Annotated in this window: 15 protein-coding genes and 1 tRNA gene; 5 read left to right on the top strand and 11 right to left on the bottom strand. The window is 41.7% G+C overall.

Going from position 1 to position 17,622, the window contains the following annotated elements; translation table 11 throughout:
- Positions 1-27: 27 nt before the first annotated feature.
- The 3 genes from trpC to FNW02_RS04010 all read right to left on the bottom strand — a co-directional run bounded on the left by trpC (position 28) and on the right by FNW02_RS04010 (position 3,736).
- A complete protein-coding gene (gene trpC / locus FNW02_RS04000; RefSeq protein WP_191756294.1) occupies positions 28-918 on the bottom strand; it encodes an indole-3-glycerol phosphate synthase TrpC in 891 nt (296 codons plus the stop codon).
- Between the two features lie 124 nt (positions 919-1,042).
- Positions 1,043-2,473 carry a dihydrolipoyl dehydrogenase gene (gene lpdA / locus FNW02_RS04005; RefSeq protein ID WP_191756295.1) on the bottom strand — a complete coding sequence of 477 codons (1,431 nt, stop codon included), beginning with the start codon at positions 2,471-2,473 and terminating at the stop codon, positions 1,043-1,045.
- Between the two features lie 390 nt (positions 2,474-2,863).
- Entirely contained in the window at positions 2,864-3,736 is an 873-nt protein-coding gene (locus tag FNW02_RS04010) for an S-methyl-5'-thioadenosine phosphorylase (protein ID WP_191756296.1), read from the bottom strand.
- Between the two features lie 186 nt (positions 3,737-3,922).
- Here FNW02_RS04010 and FNW02_RS04015 point away from each other — a divergent pair, with 186 nt between their 5' ends.
- Positions 3,923-4,126, top strand: coding sequence for a hypothetical protein (locus tag FNW02_RS04015; protein ID WP_191756297.1), 204 nt, complete (start codon positions 3,923-3,925; stop codon positions 4,124-4,126).
- A gap of 5 nt (positions 4,127-4,131) precedes the next feature.
- Here FNW02_RS04015 and FNW02_RS04020 read toward each other — a convergent pair whose 3' ends face one another.
- From FNW02_RS04020 to FNW02_RS04055, 8 genes are all read right to left on the bottom strand, one after another.
- Positions 4,132-5,949, bottom strand: a complete 1,818-nt coding sequence (locus tag FNW02_RS04020; RefSeq protein WP_191756298.1) for an ABC transporter ATP-binding protein — start codon at positions 5,947-5,949, stop codon at positions 4,132-4,134.
- Between the two features lie 57 nt (positions 5,950-6,006).
- Positions 6,007-6,933 carry a phosphoenolpyruvate carboxykinase (ATP) gene (locus FNW02_RS04025; RefSeq protein WP_191756299.1) on the bottom strand — a complete coding sequence of 309 codons (927 nt, stop codon included), beginning with the start codon at positions 6,931-6,933 and terminating at the stop codon, positions 6,007-6,009.
- A 234-nt stretch (positions 6,934-7,167) separates the two neighbouring features.
- Positions 7,168-7,314, bottom strand: coding sequence for a putative RiPP precursor (locus FNW02_RS04030; protein ID WP_191756300.1), 147 nt, complete (start codon positions 7,312-7,314; stop codon positions 7,168-7,170).
- Positions 7,315-7,520: 206 nt separating this feature from the next.
- Positions 7,521-9,500: a lasso peptide isopeptide bond-forming cyclase gene (locus FNW02_RS04035; RefSeq protein WP_191756301.1), complete on the bottom strand. Its 1,980-nt coding sequence runs from the start codon at positions 9,498-9,500 to the stop codon at positions 7,521-7,523.
- Positions 9,497-9,934 carry a lasso peptide biosynthesis B2 protein gene (locus tag FNW02_RS04040; protein WP_191756302.1) on the bottom strand — a complete coding sequence of 146 codons (438 nt, stop codon included), beginning with the start codon at positions 9,932-9,934 and terminating at the stop codon, positions 9,497-9,499. Before FNW02_RS04040 ends, FNW02_RS04035 begins: the two co-directional genes overlap by 4 nt.
- Entirely contained in the window at positions 9,918-10,220 is a 303-nt protein-coding gene (locus tag FNW02_RS04045; RefSeq protein ID WP_191756303.1) for a lasso peptide biosynthesis PqqD family chaperone, read from the bottom strand. Before FNW02_RS04045 ends, FNW02_RS04040 begins: the two co-directional genes overlap by 17 nt.
- A 480-nt stretch (positions 10,221-10,700) precedes the next feature.
- Positions 10,701-11,705, bottom strand: coding sequence for a DUF6745 domain-containing protein (locus FNW02_RS04050; RefSeq protein ID WP_191756304.1), 1,005 nt, complete (start codon positions 11,703-11,705; stop codon positions 10,701-10,703).
- 198 nt (positions 11,706-11,903) lie between these two features.
- Positions 11,904-11,977 (bottom strand) — tRNA-Pro (locus FNW02_RS04055).
- Between the two features lie 132 nt (positions 11,978-12,109).
- Between FNW02_RS04055 and lipA the strand changes: the two genes are divergently transcribed.
- The 4 genes from lipA to FNW02_RS04075 all read left to right on the top strand — a co-directional run bounded on the left by lipA (position 12,110) and on the right by FNW02_RS04075 (position 17,622).
- Positions 12,110-12,997, top strand: coding sequence for a lipoyl synthase (gene lipA / locus FNW02_RS04060; RefSeq protein ID WP_191756305.1), 888 nt, complete (start codon positions 12,110-12,112; stop codon positions 12,995-12,997).
- A 10-nt stretch (positions 12,998-13,007) separates the two neighbouring features.
- Positions 13,008-13,976, top strand: a complete 969-nt coding sequence (locus FNW02_RS04065; protein ID WP_191756306.1) for an NAD(P)H-dependent glycerol-3-phosphate dehydrogenase — start codon at positions 13,008-13,010, stop codon at positions 13,974-13,976.
- 713 nt (positions 13,977-14,689) lie between these two features.
- Positions 14,690-15,907 (top strand): hypothetical protein, encoded by a 1,218-nt coding sequence (locus tag FNW02_RS04070; protein ID WP_191756307.1) that lies wholly within the window; start codon positions 14,690-14,692, stop codon positions 15,905-15,907.
- Between the two features lie 86 nt (positions 15,908-15,993).
- The gene (locus FNW02_RS04075) at positions 15,994-17,622 is read left to right on the top strand and encodes a hypothetical protein (RefSeq protein WP_191756308.1); all 1,629 of its coding nucleotides are present in this window, start codon (positions 15,994-15,996) and stop codon (positions 17,620-17,622) included.

A 17,622-nucleotide genomic window follows, 5' to 3' on the forward strand; every position in this document is an offset into this window, starting at 1 on the left:
CTCCTTCAGAACAGAGGAGATGTTTTTTTAGAAACACCTCGGCAATATACGGGCGATCGCTAATTTAGGATCTGGTTGTTTGACTAAAGACTCTCCAATAAGTACAGCAGATGCACCTGCTGCATCTACCAAACTTAAGTCATCTGGATTGTGTAGTCCTGACTCGCTCACAACTAGGATATTCCGCTGTTGCAATTGGCTACCCCTTGCGTCCAATAATTGACAAGTAGTTTGTAAGTCAACAGAGAAATCTTCTAGATTCCGATTATTAATTCCTACTAAGGATACGTCATCTAAAGCTAACACGCGGTCAAGTTCCGCCAAACTATGGACTTCAATTAAGGCAGTCATTTTCAGATTGTTAGCAATTTTGACAAAGTATTGCAAATCTTGATCGCTCAAAATAGCCGCAATCAATAAAATTGCATCTGCACCCCTAACCCGTGCCAAATACATCTGGTAAGGATAAATAACAAAATCCTTGCACAGTAGAGGCAAATCTACAGCCGCGCGAACCAGGGCTAAGTTATCAAAGCTACCTTGAAAAAACTTGGCATCCGTTAACACCGAAATACAACTAGCACCACCTTGTTGATAAGATAGGGCGATCGCTACTGGATCAAAATCTTCTCGTAAAATTCCTTTGCTGGGTGAGGCCTTTTTGACTTCTGCAATCAATGCTGGTTTTGTCTTACCTTGACGCAAAGCCGCGATAAAATCACGGGTTGGTGGCGCGGAGAGTGCCTGTTTTTGCAATTCCCGCAAAGGAACCTTTTCCCGCATTTGCTCAACTTCTACTTCTTTATGCCAGACAATTTCTTCCAAAATATTGTTTGGCGCGGCATCAGGCACGGCAGCTTGATAACGTAACATCGAGACAGCAATAGCTGGGTTAGGTTGACGGCGACGGATTTGCATGAATGGGGAATGGGGAATGGGGAATGGAAAATGGGAAATGGGGAATGGGGAATGGGGAATGGGGAATTTGCTTGATATTTAGCTCATTCCCAATCCCTAATCCTTGATACTCAGTACCCAATCTCTAAATTGCGATCGCTCTTTTATAAGCTTCGTCCAGCACTTCTGAAAGGGTTGGGTGAGCGTGAACTAGATGAGCGAGGCTTTGAACAGATTGACGGTTGGCGATGGCTGCTGACGCTTCGTGAATTAAGTCTGAGGCGTGCAGTCCAAAAATGTGGACGCCCAAGACTTCACCTGTGTCTTTGCGATACACTACCTTGGCGATGCCGTCGGCTTCGTTTTCTGCCAACGCTTTAGAATTACCTTTGAAATAACTCCTACTTGTGGCAATTTCAAACCCTTCAGCTTGACCTAAATCCTTAGCTGCTGTTTCCGTTAAGCCGACATAACTTACTTCTGGATGAGTAAACGCGGCTGCGGGGATGCTGCGATAGTCTACTGTCCGCTCTCTGCCAACAATATTATCCACCGCGACGATGCCTTGAGCCGAAGCAGCGTGCGCCAGCATCATTTTGCCATTAGCATCACCAATTGCCCACAGATGCGGTACTACTTCACCTGCTGACAGCACCGCCATCCGGTCATCAACTGGAATAAAATTCCGCCGATCAACTTCCACACCCACAGACTCTAAACCGAGATTTTTGGTCGCGGGAATGCGTCCCGTAGCTACTAAGCAAGCATCTACCTCGATGACATCTAGATCTTCTTTGGTTTTGAAATCTGCTAACTCAATCACCACAGGTGAACCAGGGATGACTTTTTTGGCGTATATCCCCACTTTGGTTTCGATATCGCGGGGAGTAATTAACACTCGTTCAGCAAGTTTGGCAATGTCGCGGTCAAATCCCGGCATCAACTGATCTAGGGCTTCAATCATGGTGATTTCACAACCCAAAGCTGAGTAAATATCGGAAAATTCCAAGCCAATGTAACCACTACCAATAATTGCCACCCAGTCTGGTAACGACTCTAACTTAACTCCCTGGTCACTGGTAAAGACAGTTTTGCCGTCTACTTCAATCCCCGGAGGAACAAAAGGAATTGAACCAGGAGAAAGGATAATGTCTTTGGCTGTGATGGTTTTTTCACCACCATCACCAGTAACAGTGACTTTTTGCGCCCCAGCGATTTTTCCCCAGCCTCTAATAATATCAACTCCCAGACGCTTGAGACTGTTAGTTAAGTCGCCTTGAATTTTTGATACTAGATTGTCAGCATGGTTGGCGATCGCTTGGCGATCAAAGTCCACACTACCAACCTGAATTCCTAGCGACTTGAGGTGGTGGGCATCGCGTAACTCCCGCACACGTCCTGATGCTGCCAGCAGTGCTTTAGAAGGAATACAGCCTCGATTGACACAGGTTCCTCCCATGTCAGCCGCTTCGATAATCGCCGTTTTCAGACCGCAGCTTACAGCGTGTAGGGCTGCGCCATGTCCGCCTACACCAGCGCCGATAATCACTAAATCGTAATCAAATCCTTGACTCACGTTAGTTTCCCCGTGTGCTTCGCCTATTTATTCTCAACTTGACTAGCTATCAGTGCAACCCCTTTTAGGTTCGGATGTTGCTAACTGAAATTATTATTCACGCTAGCAGGCGAAGAGACTGATAATTTTAGTATTATAGTCAAATTTATATAGTTATTTTTTCATACTCTACAGCAATTGGGCATTTGAATGATTGTCTCGTTCTCAGTTTCAAACTGGGAATACCTATTGAGAGGGCTGCCGCCTCCTGAATTAGGCTAAATATTAACCAAAATCTCGAAGCGACACACTTTGGACTTATATCCACACCCCGCTTGCTCTTTTGGCGATCGCTTTAAGTTGTCAACCAATAGGTTCTATCCTGGAACGAGGGCATCGCCTAGTCATAAACTACAAATACTTCTGCAACAATAATCCCAGTTTTTCCTTCGTCGCCGTTGGTGCTTGATCCAACTGAGTCAAAATCGCATATTTCAAAGCCGAATGAGCATCACTAGATGGCGGATTTTCACTCAAGCGCCGTACAGTTTCTTGAATTACCTTTTGAGCATTGACTGCATTCCGCAGCAAATTAGCAATCACCAACTCCACGGTTACGCTATCATGCTCTGGATGCCAACAATCGTAATCTGTTACTAGTGCTAAGGTTGCATAGGCAATTTCGGCTTCCCTTGCTAACTTCGCCTCCGGTAAATTTGTCATTCCAATCACAGTTGCACCCCAGCTCCGGTAAAGATTTGATTCCGCCTTGGTTGAAAAAGCTGGGCCTTCCATGCATACATAAGTGCCACCGCGATGCAAGGTGACTTCTGGTAAATTCAGAGAAGCGATCGCATCTGCCAACACCAGAGCCAAATTTTTACAAATCGGATCGCCAAAGGCAATGTGAGCGACAATTCCCTCACCAAAAAACGTCGAAACCCGATTTTTAGTTCTATCAATAAACTGATCTGGCACCACCATATCCAGTGGTTTAGCTTCTTCCTTCAAAGAACCGACAGCACTAGCCGAAATTAAATACTCTACACCTAATTGCTTCATTGCATAGATATTGGCGCGAAACGGTAACTCAGAAGGTAACAGCGTGTGATTGCGACCATGACGCGCTAAAAAAGCTACTCGTGTATTCTCCAATGTCCCCAGTATCAAAGCATCAGATGGTGAACCAAACGGTGTCTGGACTTGCATTTCTTCTACATCTTTGAGCGCATCCATTTTGTATAAACCACTGCCACCAATAATCCCAATACGAGCTTGAGTCATAATCTGAACCTGTTCCTTGCTGCACCGCCAAGTTACTTTACCGAAAAGAAGAGTAGCAGGGGAGGCAGTAAAATAGCAACCAGCAATTCTTCATTCTTACGTAGAGTCACCAAGGTCAAAATTTGTAAAAAACTAGTATAGTAATATAATTAGTTATAAAATTTACATACTTTTACAGTAACAAATATGCGAGCTATCGGCCCCTCAAACCAAATACTGTTAGAAACAGTGTTGGAGCGCGTATTTACTATTCGCAGAATTACACGCCAGGATCAGCAATTATTAATGTCAACATTGCTGTCCAAAGAAGATTTAAACGAAGAAGAACGGCTGCAAATCAGCCGAGTATTTGATGCTTTACAAAAAGGATTACTCAAGGTAGTAGATTGAATATATTACCGATACTGTTGGGCTTGGGTTTCAAATAAGTAGGCATAAGTACCGTCTAACTGTATCAGTTCTTCATGGGTTCCACTCTCAACAATCGTGCCATCTGCCATAACATAAATGCGATCGGCCATTTTGACAGTGGATAAGCGATGGCTGATTAGGATTGCAGCTTGATTTTTGATTAGTTGGCGAAACTGTTCAAATACTTCGTATTCAGCCTTGGGATCCATTGCACTGGTAGGTTCATCTAAGACAATCACTTGCGAGTTGCGGAGAAATGCTCGCGCCAAAGCTACTTTTTGCCACTGCCCAATACTCAGTTCTTCTCCTTGATCAAACAACTTCCCTAGAACGGTATCATAACCTTGAGGTAACTTGGCAATTACATCATCAGCACCAGAACGACGCGCCGCAGCAATAATGCTTTCTCGCTCTGCTGGTAAATCAATGTTGCCCAACCAAATATTTTCCTGAGCCGTGAAGTGGTACTTGGCATAGTCTTGAAAAATCACGCTGATTTCCCGCCGCAAGTCTGCCATTTTATATTGGCTGAGGTCAATGCCATCAATAGTTATACTGCCAGTCGTTGGATCATACAAGCGGCATAAAAGTTTAATTAATGTAGTTTTTCCAGAACCGTTTTCCCCCACAAGCGCCACTACTTCTCCTGGTCGAATTGTCAGGTTGATATCTTTAAGTGCCTGACGGTTAGTGGTAGCGTATTGAAAACTCACTTGATTAAAAACGATGCCAGTTTGCATCGGTCGAGGAATAGGTTGGGGATTTAAAGGTTCTACTAACTTAGGTTTTAAGTCAAGAAATTCGTAGAGGTTAGCGAGAAATAGATTATCTTCATATAAATTAGACAGACTAACTAATAGATTTTTAATATCATTTTGTCCTCGTTGCAATGCTTGGTGATAGAGTACCAAATCACCCAAACGTAGGACACCTTGGATAGCTTGATAGACTATGAAAGCATAAACACCAAAGATGAAAATACCCGCTATAGCTTCTGCAACAAAATTAGCTATGGAGCGTTTGCTGAAAATGGCTATCTTTTCCTTATATATCTGCCGTCGGATACGAAGATACCATTGACTGAAGTATTCACCTAAATCAAATAAGCGAATTTCTTTAGCGTACTGGTCTGATGTCAGCATCCAAGCAAGGTACATTGCTTGCCGTTCCGGCTGTGTACGCTTACGCTGCCAATGATACATGACACGACTGTATTTTACCCGTACTAGTAGAGCCGGAAGTGCTGCTACAAAAAGAATGCCAATAATTCCCCAGTGGAGTGAGAGCAGTAAACCTACCATAGCCACTAAGGAAATACTACTTTGACCAACTTGTGCTAGACGATTAAGGATTTCGGGAGGTCGGTAAGGTGCTTCTCGTTGTGCTCGTTGCAGGGCATCGAAGTATTGGGCATTCTCGTAATACTCTAAGTCAGTAGCAATTGATTTAGCATTAATAATTCCCTGCATGTAGTCAGTTACTCCCTGAGAATGGGCAGTAACCACTAATTCTGTTAGTGAACTGCAAACGCTGCTTATAAGAGTGACTACACCAGCTAAGATCACCCAGAGGATCACGTCACCAAAGGCAGCGGTTTTATCAGCAACGTTGAGGTTAGCAACTACTGCATCTATGATTAGTTTGGTGAGATAGATTGATATTACGGGTAGTATACCTTGGATAACTAGTAGTACTATGCGAGCGATCGTCCAACCGGGGCTACTTTGCCATACTAGGCGTAATGCAGGCACAAGGTGTAAAGTTTGCTGGATTTTTTGTTTAATCTTTTTGCCTGCTCGCATATTTGAAATTGATCCATTAATAAAATTTAAAATTTAGATTAAGCTAAATCACAAAATCTATGCTGTGACTGGTTGGTTCTCACTTGCCAAATCTTCTTCTACCAAACGTGCTACATCAGGCAATAAGTCTAGAGAGCGGGGTCGTTCTAGAATGTAAATAGGTAAATTGTTAATTAAATTAGTACATTGATGCAAATGCACAGATGCTTTAGCACTCTGGATAAATTGCTTGCCAACTAACATGGGGATATAGGAATTAGCAATTAGCTGAGTTATGGCTTCTGTAGGTTTGAGAAGTCTGATTTGAAGAGTTGAACCTACAGAAAGTACATAGATTCGCTTGAGGGTTAGAGGTGTTTGTAAAAAGTTATCGACAGTAGGGCGATCGCGTTTCTCAGCGTCAGGATGAATCTTCCTTAATGTTTCTGGATTATCTCCTAATGCGGCTGTGGCTGCGTCGGGCCAAAGCTTGATTCGCGGAAATCCTGGAATTAATATGGGGGCGATCGCACTGTCAACATCCACAGCAGCTACATCATCTGCCATCAGTTTATGACCCCGGCCATAGAGAGTTGCTGCCATAGTAGATTTACCTTGCCCCGATCGCCCCAAAAAAACGACAGCATTACCATCCACTGCGACCGCGCTACCATGCAGCACCAAAAACTGCCGTTGATCAAGCAACATTCCTAAAACTGCTCCTAAAAGAGGTAAGCGAATAACGCTCTCTTCAACACCTGGAAGCGGCTCGATAATAATTTCCTTTCCAGAACGTACTAAAAATTTACCTACCACTTTCCAGTACAAGTAAGTATATTCACCATCAATCTGAAAGTAACTCCATGATGGGGCAGGTGTAGGTAATAACCAATTTATTTCTCCATAGCGGATAACTACATCTGCTTCTATATGTGTTGAACTTCGTAGCTCCGGTAGAGATAAAGCAGAGCAGATATTCAAGCCATAAGCAGTGTAACTATACATTTCATAAACTCCATATTCAGTAGCTATAAGTTACTTTTCCACACAAACTAATTCTTTATTTAAAGTTGAGTAAATACCTCTGCTTAGTTGTAACCTAAACAGAGGTAAGTGAATAATCTGGACTTTCTAAGCTTGTAAAGCCTATGTATCAGATTGACTGGTAGATAATTAGGAATGTATATGCTTTAAAAACTTGGGTATCCTAATCTACCTATTTGTGATTCCAAACTTCCATTAGGAGAAAGTCACATCGTCTTTGGGAGTCGAGATGGGAAATTCTTTATCTGTAAACAAGCCCAAGCCAAGACCTTGAGTCAGAACTTCGACTTCGCCATAAACAGTCAGTTTGGGCTGGGTGTAGGGCTTCTTGTTAGCAGTCATAATTTTCTCCATTGTTTTTTGGTGTTTTGTTTACTTTCAAGGTTGGCTCTATTCAGAACCAAGAAGCAGCTAAGTGTGATATCACGCCATCTAGCTGGGTAACAATCAAACTCGCTGTGCTGTTGGATGTTGCCTAAAAGAGAACAGCCAACAGGACAATGATTTGACATATCGTGGAAACTTTTCTAGAAGATTAAGACGTTGATTTAAACTCCTTTTCCGGCAAATTCATTAGATCTGTCCTGTGCATAATGCTGTAACCATAGAGCTAAAGAAACAGCTATCCAAATTGTGTGGACATCCTTTCCTCTTGTTGGAGATTGTGAAGAGATAAATCTTTGATATGTCTGCTTGAGGTCAGTAACATCTATATATTCTGCAAGGACTCCTAAATTATGCAGAATTAACTTGTCTAAACGCTCTCGCTCAAAAGACAACAAACCGTGGACGAGATTTGGAGAAAAATTTGCTTTGCCTCGACGCCATTGCACTTCCACCGGCAAAATATTAGCCATTGCACGGCGCATAACGACTCGGTTCCAGCCCATGTGCAGCTTTTGCTCAGCAGGCAATGATAGGCAGAACTCTACTAAACGCTTGTCCCAAAAGGGATAACGTTGCTCAATAGAAAAAGCAGCACAAGTCTTGTCTTGCATCTCAGCAGCAAATGACACTAAGCCTTGAGTAATATTGCGGTAGTGCCGTTCTCTTTCGTTTTGACCAAAGTTACTTTGGATTTTTTGCCAAGCCTGATAGCGTTCTTGGAGACCTACACGCTGGACAAACTCAGCATTCAATGTGGCACTCCAGGCAGGCTGGTTAGCCGATTGGTTGTCTTGGCGAGAGCCTAACCGAGTAAATGCTTGCCAACTCCGTTGAAAAAGCCTCAGAGGTGGGTATTTGGAAAATGCCGGCTTAATTCCATATTGTTTTACATAACTCCATAGCCATCTCCAAAAATTCACATTGAAAGTTTTAGCTAGTTCTTTAATTTCTCTGGCCAAAGATAGCCAGCGCCCTGCTCGTGCTAGTTCACTTAAGTAACCGTAACCATCTGATACGACATTATCGCCATCAAAACCATCGAAGACAACACGAACACCTTGCGCTTTAATCGCTTCATACAAAGCCCAACTCATAGACCAATTGGGTGCGTAAAAGGCCTCATCTTGATGCCAAAACATTTGGTCTATGTTCTTCAACGGACTAATTTGATCTCCCTTGATATAGTGCGGCTCAAGTCCACCCTGCGCTACAACTGCATTGATATATGGGCGTTCATCACATTCAGCCAACTCATCAAAGACTGCCGAGAATGTATGCAGACGCCGCCCTCCATTTTCAGCAAGCAGTTTCCGTGCCATACAAGTAATCGATGAGGAATCTAGTCCACCACTCAAATGAGAGCCAATAGGAAAGGCACTACGCAGGCGGCACTGCACTGCTTTGCTAAAAATTTCACGAAATGCTTCAGCATACTCTTCATCTGAACCTAAACGTAATTCCCGATTAGGATCAATAGACCAGTATGATTGTAATTTTATTCCTTCAAGGCTTACTGTCATCCTGTGAGCAGGAGGTAGTCTGAAGATATCCTTGTATGAGGTAATATCTGCCTCGTGAAACATTGATGCTAGATAGTCACCTATCCTCACTTTATTAATCTGACGAGGAACATCTGGCACACAAAAGATAGCTTTGATTTCACTAGCAAAAATAAAAGCTTTTTCAGATACATAGTAGTAGAAGGGTTTAATGCCAAAATGATCTCTGGCACAAAATATTATTTGCTTTTGCCTATCCCAAATAGCAAAGGCAAAATCACCTAATAAATTTTCTGGGCATTGCTCACCCCATTTTTCGTAAGCAGCCAGCACTAGCTGGCTATCAGTTATTTTTTCAGGTAGATAGTTATTAAGCTGTAACGTATAAATCAGCTCATCTCGGTTATCTATACGAAGATCTGCTGTAATCACTAAATCTTCAGTTTGATTAACCAGAGGTAACTTTTCCAGCAAAGATTCAGGAGTAGTCCATAACATTCTATGACCCAACCCAACAGATCCAGCACACCATGCATCTGACCCATCTGGCCCCCTATGGGCAAGAATATTGACCATATCCTTGAGCTGCTGATAGTTAACCAGCTTGCCATCTAGGTTGTAGATGCCGATGATACCACTCATAGTCTGTTTCCTGGCAAAGATGGCAGTTGGGTAAAGCGTGGAAGATCTGTTAGATAACCAATTACAACTTGTCCTTGACTTTCAACCCACGCATGAGCTTCTAGTTTCCCTTCGTCACTTTTAGCAACTCCTATACGGAGTTCTGGTGAGTAACCTCGCCGAGTCATGAGTACCTGGCAAGCTAAAGCACGGGCGAGACACTTAGCGCCACTAGGCATACAAAGAGTACTTACATTAACAGCCCAGATAATTTTGCTAAGGGAGGTTGGGTTTAGTTTGGTATTTGGCTGACTAATGCTACCCAGGATTTGCCGTAAGGTCTGAAATGGCAGTAACCACAATCCTAATTTGATGAATCCCAACAGAATAAAGGTATTTATCAAAAGATAGCGATCTTTGTTTGTGAGGCGCAGCAATTTAAGCACCTGCTTCATGTCTTATCTCGATTAGTCCTTTTGTTGCTAAGTCTTCAAGCAATACCAAAATGTCAGTTTCACATGCTTGGGAATCAACTTCATACTCTGCTAACAAGGCATCCCGAATTTCTTTCACAGTTTTCGGAGCTTGAATCAGATTCCAAATGCTGACTCCTACTTGATTTAAACCGTAGTAAACCCCGGAGTTGATATCAAGAATAACTGCTTCTCCTTGCAGTTCAGAAAAAATCTGATTTTTGGCTGCTACTACCTTGGGATAATCGGTCGATAAGTTTACAGGCATTTTCAGTAAATTCTCTATGCACTTTTGTTTATGCTTAGGTTAATTTATAACATCTCATAAAAATTACTGCTACACAACAATAGTATCTTTACTTATTGTTTTAAATTATCCTTGATTTTATAAAGCATCTGTAAAGAAAACAAAATGAAACATGAGTTTTTCTTTCTAAACTACTACCTTTTGAGATTCAGACATTCTTATTTACTTATAATTAATTAATATGTTTAGCTACTATTCTAATTAAAAATATCCCGTACTACTTTATAAGTAATTGTATGTCTTCTCTCCAGAGATAGGTATTTATTAAGCAGCTATTAACTTGTTAAATAACTATTAATAGATGAGGTAAAGCTTAAAATACAGATGATTCCAAGTCTACTTGAACTGTGCGATGAGCTAGGCTCCGCCGGAGGCGATCGCAAAACTTACACAAACATCGACAATCGTTGAAACGTAACTCTAGAATCCCATAAAAACTCTTCAGTCTTGACCTCGGCTTATCCACCTTACTGCCTCGCGTGCGGATGTAATATACAGTGGTATTTTAATGACTCGCACTTCCCCTGTGTCGGAATTGATTGCTCTGAGAAAATGATGAGGCTGGACGTTGACTCGCTTCCCGATGCGTAAAAGCGTGTAAAATAGCTTGTATTCTTCCCAGGAATCAATTTCAGTTGCGTTTAATTCTTCTAATAAGCGTGCCCAAGCAGCGTCATCAATTGCTTTCGGCTGGTGTTGCCGTTGAATTTTACCAGAATTAGCGTATAAACTATAGCCATCTTCAAACACAATTGCTGCTTCATCTTCTGCATGGAGGCGATTCTTGCTATCGAAGCTGACTTTTTGAGGGCGATCGCAAACAATACAGATATTATTGAAGAAAAATGTCCAGCCACAGTTTCTAGTGAATGTTTCTAAAATTAGCAGTTTGTCTTGAAATTGCCGATAGTTGAAAGTATTTATGCAAAATTCAAAGAAACTACCCCCTGCGACTAAACTTTCTGGCTTTTGGCAACTGGAAAATATATTTTTGAGAAATTCTTGATATTTATTACCAAACTGTTGATAGGCAATATCTCGCCACTGTCTTTCTAACTGTTGTTTTAGCGGAGTTGCAAACTGTTTGACAAAATGATTTTCAAAAGCCGAATGTAAGTCATTTTGCAGCGTTACAGGTAGTTGTACAAGTAACAATGAGTGCAAACTGTTGTAGAGTTTACTCCAATCCTGACTATTGATCGCGCTACCTAGTGTATTGTAGGAATGCGATCGCACCAACCTCCAAATGTATTCCAATGCCGCATTGGGGCTATGAACAAATATTATTTGTGGCTTGGCCAGTCCAAGTGTAATGTATATTGCATTAACCGCATCTGCTGCTTTTTGTTGGTCAATTGTTTTGGTAGATAGCCCAAAGTGTTGCCATTTTTCACGGGTAGGAGGTATCAAAGCTTTTTGCTCTGGAGTCAAGCTGTCAAGGGACATACTGCGAATCAAAAAATGTGATTATTTTTATTAAACCAGTTACGTGTATCATCCAGTTTAATTTGATAAATTAATGCCAGTACCAAAAGCAAAGAAGCAACCAAGTATATGAAGCGGCGAACCAAGATTCCCGCCATAAAAATATAGTTAACAAACAGCACGTTAGTAAGTCTGTTTTTATCGCTAATTCCATAAAAATCGGGATGACTGGATTCGAACCAGCGGCCCCTTCGTCCCGAACGAAGTGCGCTACCAAGCTGCGCTACATCCCGCCATAAAGATGGCACTGTACACTTAAAATATCACAACCAGTAGTAAATGACAAAACTACATCTACACAGATTACTTCCTCAAGGGCTTTGCTTGCTACGATTAAATGTAGATAACTTTATTGAAAGTGGATTGTGACTGTAAAACCAGACTGGTTGCGGGTGAAAGCGCCTCAGCGGGAGCGCGTTGCTAACGTTAAAGAAATTTTGCGGGATTTAGCCCTCAATACGGTTTGCGAGGAAGCGTCCTGTCCGAATATTGGTGAGTGCTTCAATGCTGGTACTGCCACTTTTTTAATTATGGGGCCAGCTTGTACACGCGCCTGTCCCTACTGTGATATTGACTTTGAGAAAAAACCCAAACCACTAGACCCTACCGAACCTGGGCGACTGGCAGAAGCCATTCGCCGGATGAGACTCAATCATGTAGTTATCACTTCTGTGAACCGAGATGATTTGCCGGATGGTGGTGCATCCCAATTTGTGCGCTGTATCGAAGCGGTTCGCACCATCTCGCCCCAGACTACAATTGAAGTACTCATTCCTGACTTGTGCGGTAATTGGGATGCTCTAGAAATAATTTTACAAGCTGCACCAGAAGTACTAAATCACAATACGGAAACGGTTCCCAGCCTTTATCGCCGAGTGCGTCCCCAAGGGAACTACGATCGCACATTAGAATTGCTCAATAGATCGCGTCAAATTGCTCCTTGGACATACACTAAATCCGGTATTATGGTCGGACTCGGTGAAACTGATGCAGAAATCCGCCAAGTTATGCGAGACTTGCGAACAGTTGATTGTGATATTTTGACAATCGGGCAATACCTCCAGCCCAGCCAAAAACACTTAAAAGTAAATGAATTTATTCACCCAGAACAATTTACTGGTTGGAAGGTATTCGGAGAAGAACTGGGATTTTTACAAGTTGTTTCGTCTCCCTTGACAAGAAGCTCATATCATGCCGAAGAAGTAAGGGAATTAATGGAACGTTACCCCCGCTCAAAAAGTAATGAGTTATAAGTTATGAGTTATGAGTGATCAGATTTACTCCACCTCAAAGTTCAAAACTCAAAACTCAAAACTTTCCATTACAATTCTGGGTGCTGGTGCTTGGGGTATGGCTCTGGCAAATCTAGCAGCGGCTAATGGTCATAGAGTGCGTGTGTGGTCGCGTCAGGGGCCACACACCTTGGAAGCCGTGCTAGAAAATGCCCAAATAGTCCTGTCTGCTATTTCGATGAAAGGTGTGAGTGATGTTACTTCCCAAGTACATTCTTTCCCCCTTTCTCCTGAGACGATTTTTGTCACGGCGACAAAGGGCTTAGATCCAGAAACCAGATGTACGCCGTCGCAAATTTGGCAAACAGCTTTCCCTGATCATGCAGTGGTTGTTCTATCAGGGCCAAATTTATCTAAAGAAATAGAACTGGGATTACCAGCTGCAACGGTAGTAGCCAGCAACGTCCCCACTGCGGCCCAAGTAGTGCAGTTGGTATTTTCTTCTAATCTGTTTCGGGTATATACCAATCCCGATCCCTTGGGTGTGGAACTAGGGGGAACACTGAAAAACGTAATTGCGATCGCATCTGGTGTATGTGATGGTTTACAACTAGGAACAAATGCCAAAGCTGCTTTAGTTACCCGTGGGCTAACAGAAATGGTTCGTATTGGTAATCTCTGGGGTGCAAATACGGAAACATTTTACGGTTTGTCGGGTTTAGGAGATTTGCTAGCAACCTGCAACAGCCCCCTAAGTCGTAATTATCAAGTTGGCTACCAACTAGCTGGTAACAAGACACTTACAGAAATTCTCGCCAATTTACAAGGAACTGCTGAAGGAGTCAACACTTGCCGAGTTTTGATGCAAATAGCCCAGCAGCAAAATATTGCTATGCCAATTACCGAGCAAGTTTATCGGTTACTTCAGAGTGAAGTCTCTCCCCGACAAGCCCTTGATGAACTAATGCTGCGAAATATCAAACCAGAGTACAACTATTAATTAGTACTTGTAAGCGCAAACGAACTTACTATCTGACAAGAGGTAAGACACTTGCAAAGAAAAAATTAGCCCAGCCGTATTAGATATATTTTAGCAAAGCAACGGTTAAACTGATTTTTTTATCTTTTTATTTAACCTGATTCAATCTTGGGATTAGAGTGCCATTAGGTTATCTAGATACCTGGAGAATTCGATTTATTTGGAACGCAGATAACACTGTTATTTTGCAGTTAATCACTATACAAAAGAGATAAAAATGCAGTCAAGGTATACGATTAGCTTCATAAAGTTTTATTTTTTAATTCAGTAGATGCTGTTTTAACAATTCAGTAAATATTAGTTTATCACCTATTCAAAAGCAGCTTACATTTATCTTAATGTTCTCTGATTGCTCATACAAATTAAAAAAAAGAATGTGATAGATAAACCATGTAGAGAGACGTTACATTGCAACGTCTCTAACAAAGGATTTGTTGCAATCATTAATTGAATCAGTATCAGATGTAGCGCCGCAGTACAGAATTTATTTTCAGCCTCTGGTTGAAACGTTGTTTCTACAAAATCCTCGCGCAACACGCTTTAAATATCACATACGTTACTTAAGAGCGACAGTTTTAGCTGTGGTTTTAGTCTTTTTCGGAATAATGTCATTAAGTCATACGCCAATCAGTCTGATGGCGCATGAAAAACTAAAAATTTAGAGGGTAAGTAACATGACATCTGTTGAATCAAATGAAAGCAATTTCTTTGAAATAGATGGTATCCATTTAAGAATCTGGGAACCCGATCTTATAGTGTTACCTATCCCAGAAAATCGCTCTGATTCCAGTATCTCTGTAGAAATTGTGGAAATTAAGATTTACCTAATCAATAATACGCCAAATACTTGTCATCTCAACCCCAATCAAACCTTAATTCCAGAGCTTTTAATGTCAGATGGTCAAGTATTACAAAGGCAAATAACTTTAGATGAACCTGTTGACGAACTTCAAAGGAACATACCTCCCCAGCCAGGTTTTGGAATTTGGTTGAGACAGTTCGTATCAAACTTAGCCCACTTGCTAAAGCGAAGTGAGACTAGAGCGTTTGATCCTCGTTTAATCAATTCGGGACTACGCATACCCTTTACTCTGGCTCTAAGACTCATTTGGCAAAATAATCGGCTGCAATTTCAAGTTATTAACAGCCCTAGATATTTACCAATCATTTTTAGCCTTCTTGACAAATCCTGGTTTTTTAATGGTCTCCAACTAGGAAAGTATCAGTTTCGGTTTATATGGGGTAATTATGGTGACAGTGAACCAAGCTCAGACCCGCCGACAGAAGAAACAGCGAGTGCGGTGCAATTGGCGACTCAATTTGTGAATCTTCGCTTAATTGAACCTGTGGGAGTTGACAACAATGCAGTAGAAGTGGATGGCATTCGTTTTGAAATTTTAGTGCCAGAACGGGTGTTGACTCTTCCAGAGAAAAAGCGCCGTGTCGTGACTCGCGTGCAGTTAGGGATTTGTATTACCAACAATACCCCCAATCCAGTCCGTTTTAACTTTTTTGATACCTTAATACCCCAGGTTGTGGGAGCAGATGGTCAGGTACATTTGCGAGAGTATTATCGGCGTCACACTAAAAGGCCATTAGAATCTGATTTTTCGTTAGTTATGCCTGGAGAAAGTACAACCTTATTTCAAGAAGCTGGTCTTTATTGGCGCAAGGGTGACCAGTTTATCCTTAGTATTGCTGCTGGTGATGGTGGCTACTGGAATTTTAAAGTTCTCAAAGTGGATATGTATCAAATTCAGCTTGTCTACAACAACAAATATACAGCGCAAGAAATAGAAATATATTACAGAGAAAGTCTGAATACGAACTTAATAGAAGGTCTTTGGATAGGGATGGTGTCTATGCCAAAAGTGGAGTTTCATCTAGTCTAACTCTAAAACTCAGGCGATATCAAGATTGCCATTTACAGAGATAGCCACTATCTGATTAAAACTTAATACTTACCGGAGTTATAAAAATGTTATCACGACAATATTCACTAGTTCTGTTAGCAACAACTCTTCTCGCTACACTACAAAGTCAGTCTAGCTTCGCTGTCACAGTTAATAGTCCACTAGGCAGACCAGTCATAATGCCTTACGAAGATTCAATTAACCAAAAATTAGGCTTAATACAATTACAAGCATGGCCCTTTTATGATCCACGGTCTGTTTTAAATTTTGGGAGAGTCGGGGAAGTTAAACCAGGCGGAACAGATAAATTGCTCAGTCTACTAAAGTATCAATTTCCAGAGCCTGATTGGAAATTTGTACCCGTAGGTGGTTTAAAAGGCGATTTTGATGTAAATAACTACTTCCCTTGCACTCCAACATTCCCTTTCCCTGATGGGCATTGTGAGACCCCGTTAAAAACTGGAGGTGCAGGGGCTGTTTTAAATTTAACTTACACTCCACAGCAGGGCGACCCCAGCGGTAATCAAATTCGATGGATTCAGCGATTTATAGATAACTATGATGTAGTTGAAAGAGACGAGTTAGATATCATACTTTTTCAGGACAACCCATTCTATCCTGGAACTAGTGGGCCCAACTCTTTCTATGATGCCCCGTGGGTTCCTGATTTTAAACTTGATAGAAAAATCTACTTCTATGCCGAAACCTATCTTGTCGAGGAAGTGACAACTCCAGGAAGTCAGCAAAGAACAGTCAACATTTACGATGGGGTTAGATGGGGATGGGAACACATACCATTTAACACCTTCAAAAAGCTTCCAGGTAGCCTATTCTCAGGTTATGAAAAAGATGCATTTCAGCTAAAAGAACTTTCTCCAGGTGCAAAATACTATGCCTATATCAATAACGATATACCTGGTAATCAATGTAACCCAAATACATTACTAGAAACATATGGTGAAAATGGAGCTTGGTACTATGACAATGACAATAGTCAATTAGGAGATGGTTTTGCTTCTGCATTAACAGGTATTGTTCCAAGCAATGGAACTATTGACTTAAATGTTCGTGCTGCTAATGGTGGTCGTCGTGGGGAAGACCGAGGTAACTATGAACTTAATGTTGCAGTATTCGACGACGAAGCAGATTTTCCGTATGTTGTAGGTAGTAGCGGTGGAGGTGGTGTAGGTAAAGAACGCCCCGGTGGAACTCAACAAAATCCAATCCTTCCCAATGCAAAAGAGGGAAATTGGCAAGTCTTCCGTGACGTACCTGGTTGCCGCTGGTATGATCCCCACACTCCCTACGGTTTTGAATTCCAAGCGCTTGACAACACATTATTTACTGAAATTCTAGATTTTCCCGTTGGCTCAGACAATCGATTTACTGTTTCAGTAGGAGATAGAATACTGGGCGAATTCGGTGCGGGAGACAGCGTAGATTTTACATCATTATTTGGTTCTGGTATTTCCAACTTTAAAATCACTGGCATCGATTCCTTATTTGGTTCAACAGAAGAAACTGCTTTCCCCATTCAACTCGCATTTAATGACCGCACAGGCAGTTTCAAAATGCGTCCATTTTCTCAAGAAATTTCTCCTCAGTCTGTCCCCGAATCTACATCAGCATTGGGAGTATTAACACTTCTTTCGTGGGGAATAATAAAAGCGATGAAAATTCGCCTTGAAAAATAA

The sequence above is a fragment of the Komarekiella delphini-convector SJRDD-AB1 genome (genome assembly GCF_014831675.1).
GTDB lineage: Bacteria > Cyanobacteriota > Cyanobacteriia > Cyanobacteriales > Nostocaceae > Komarekiella.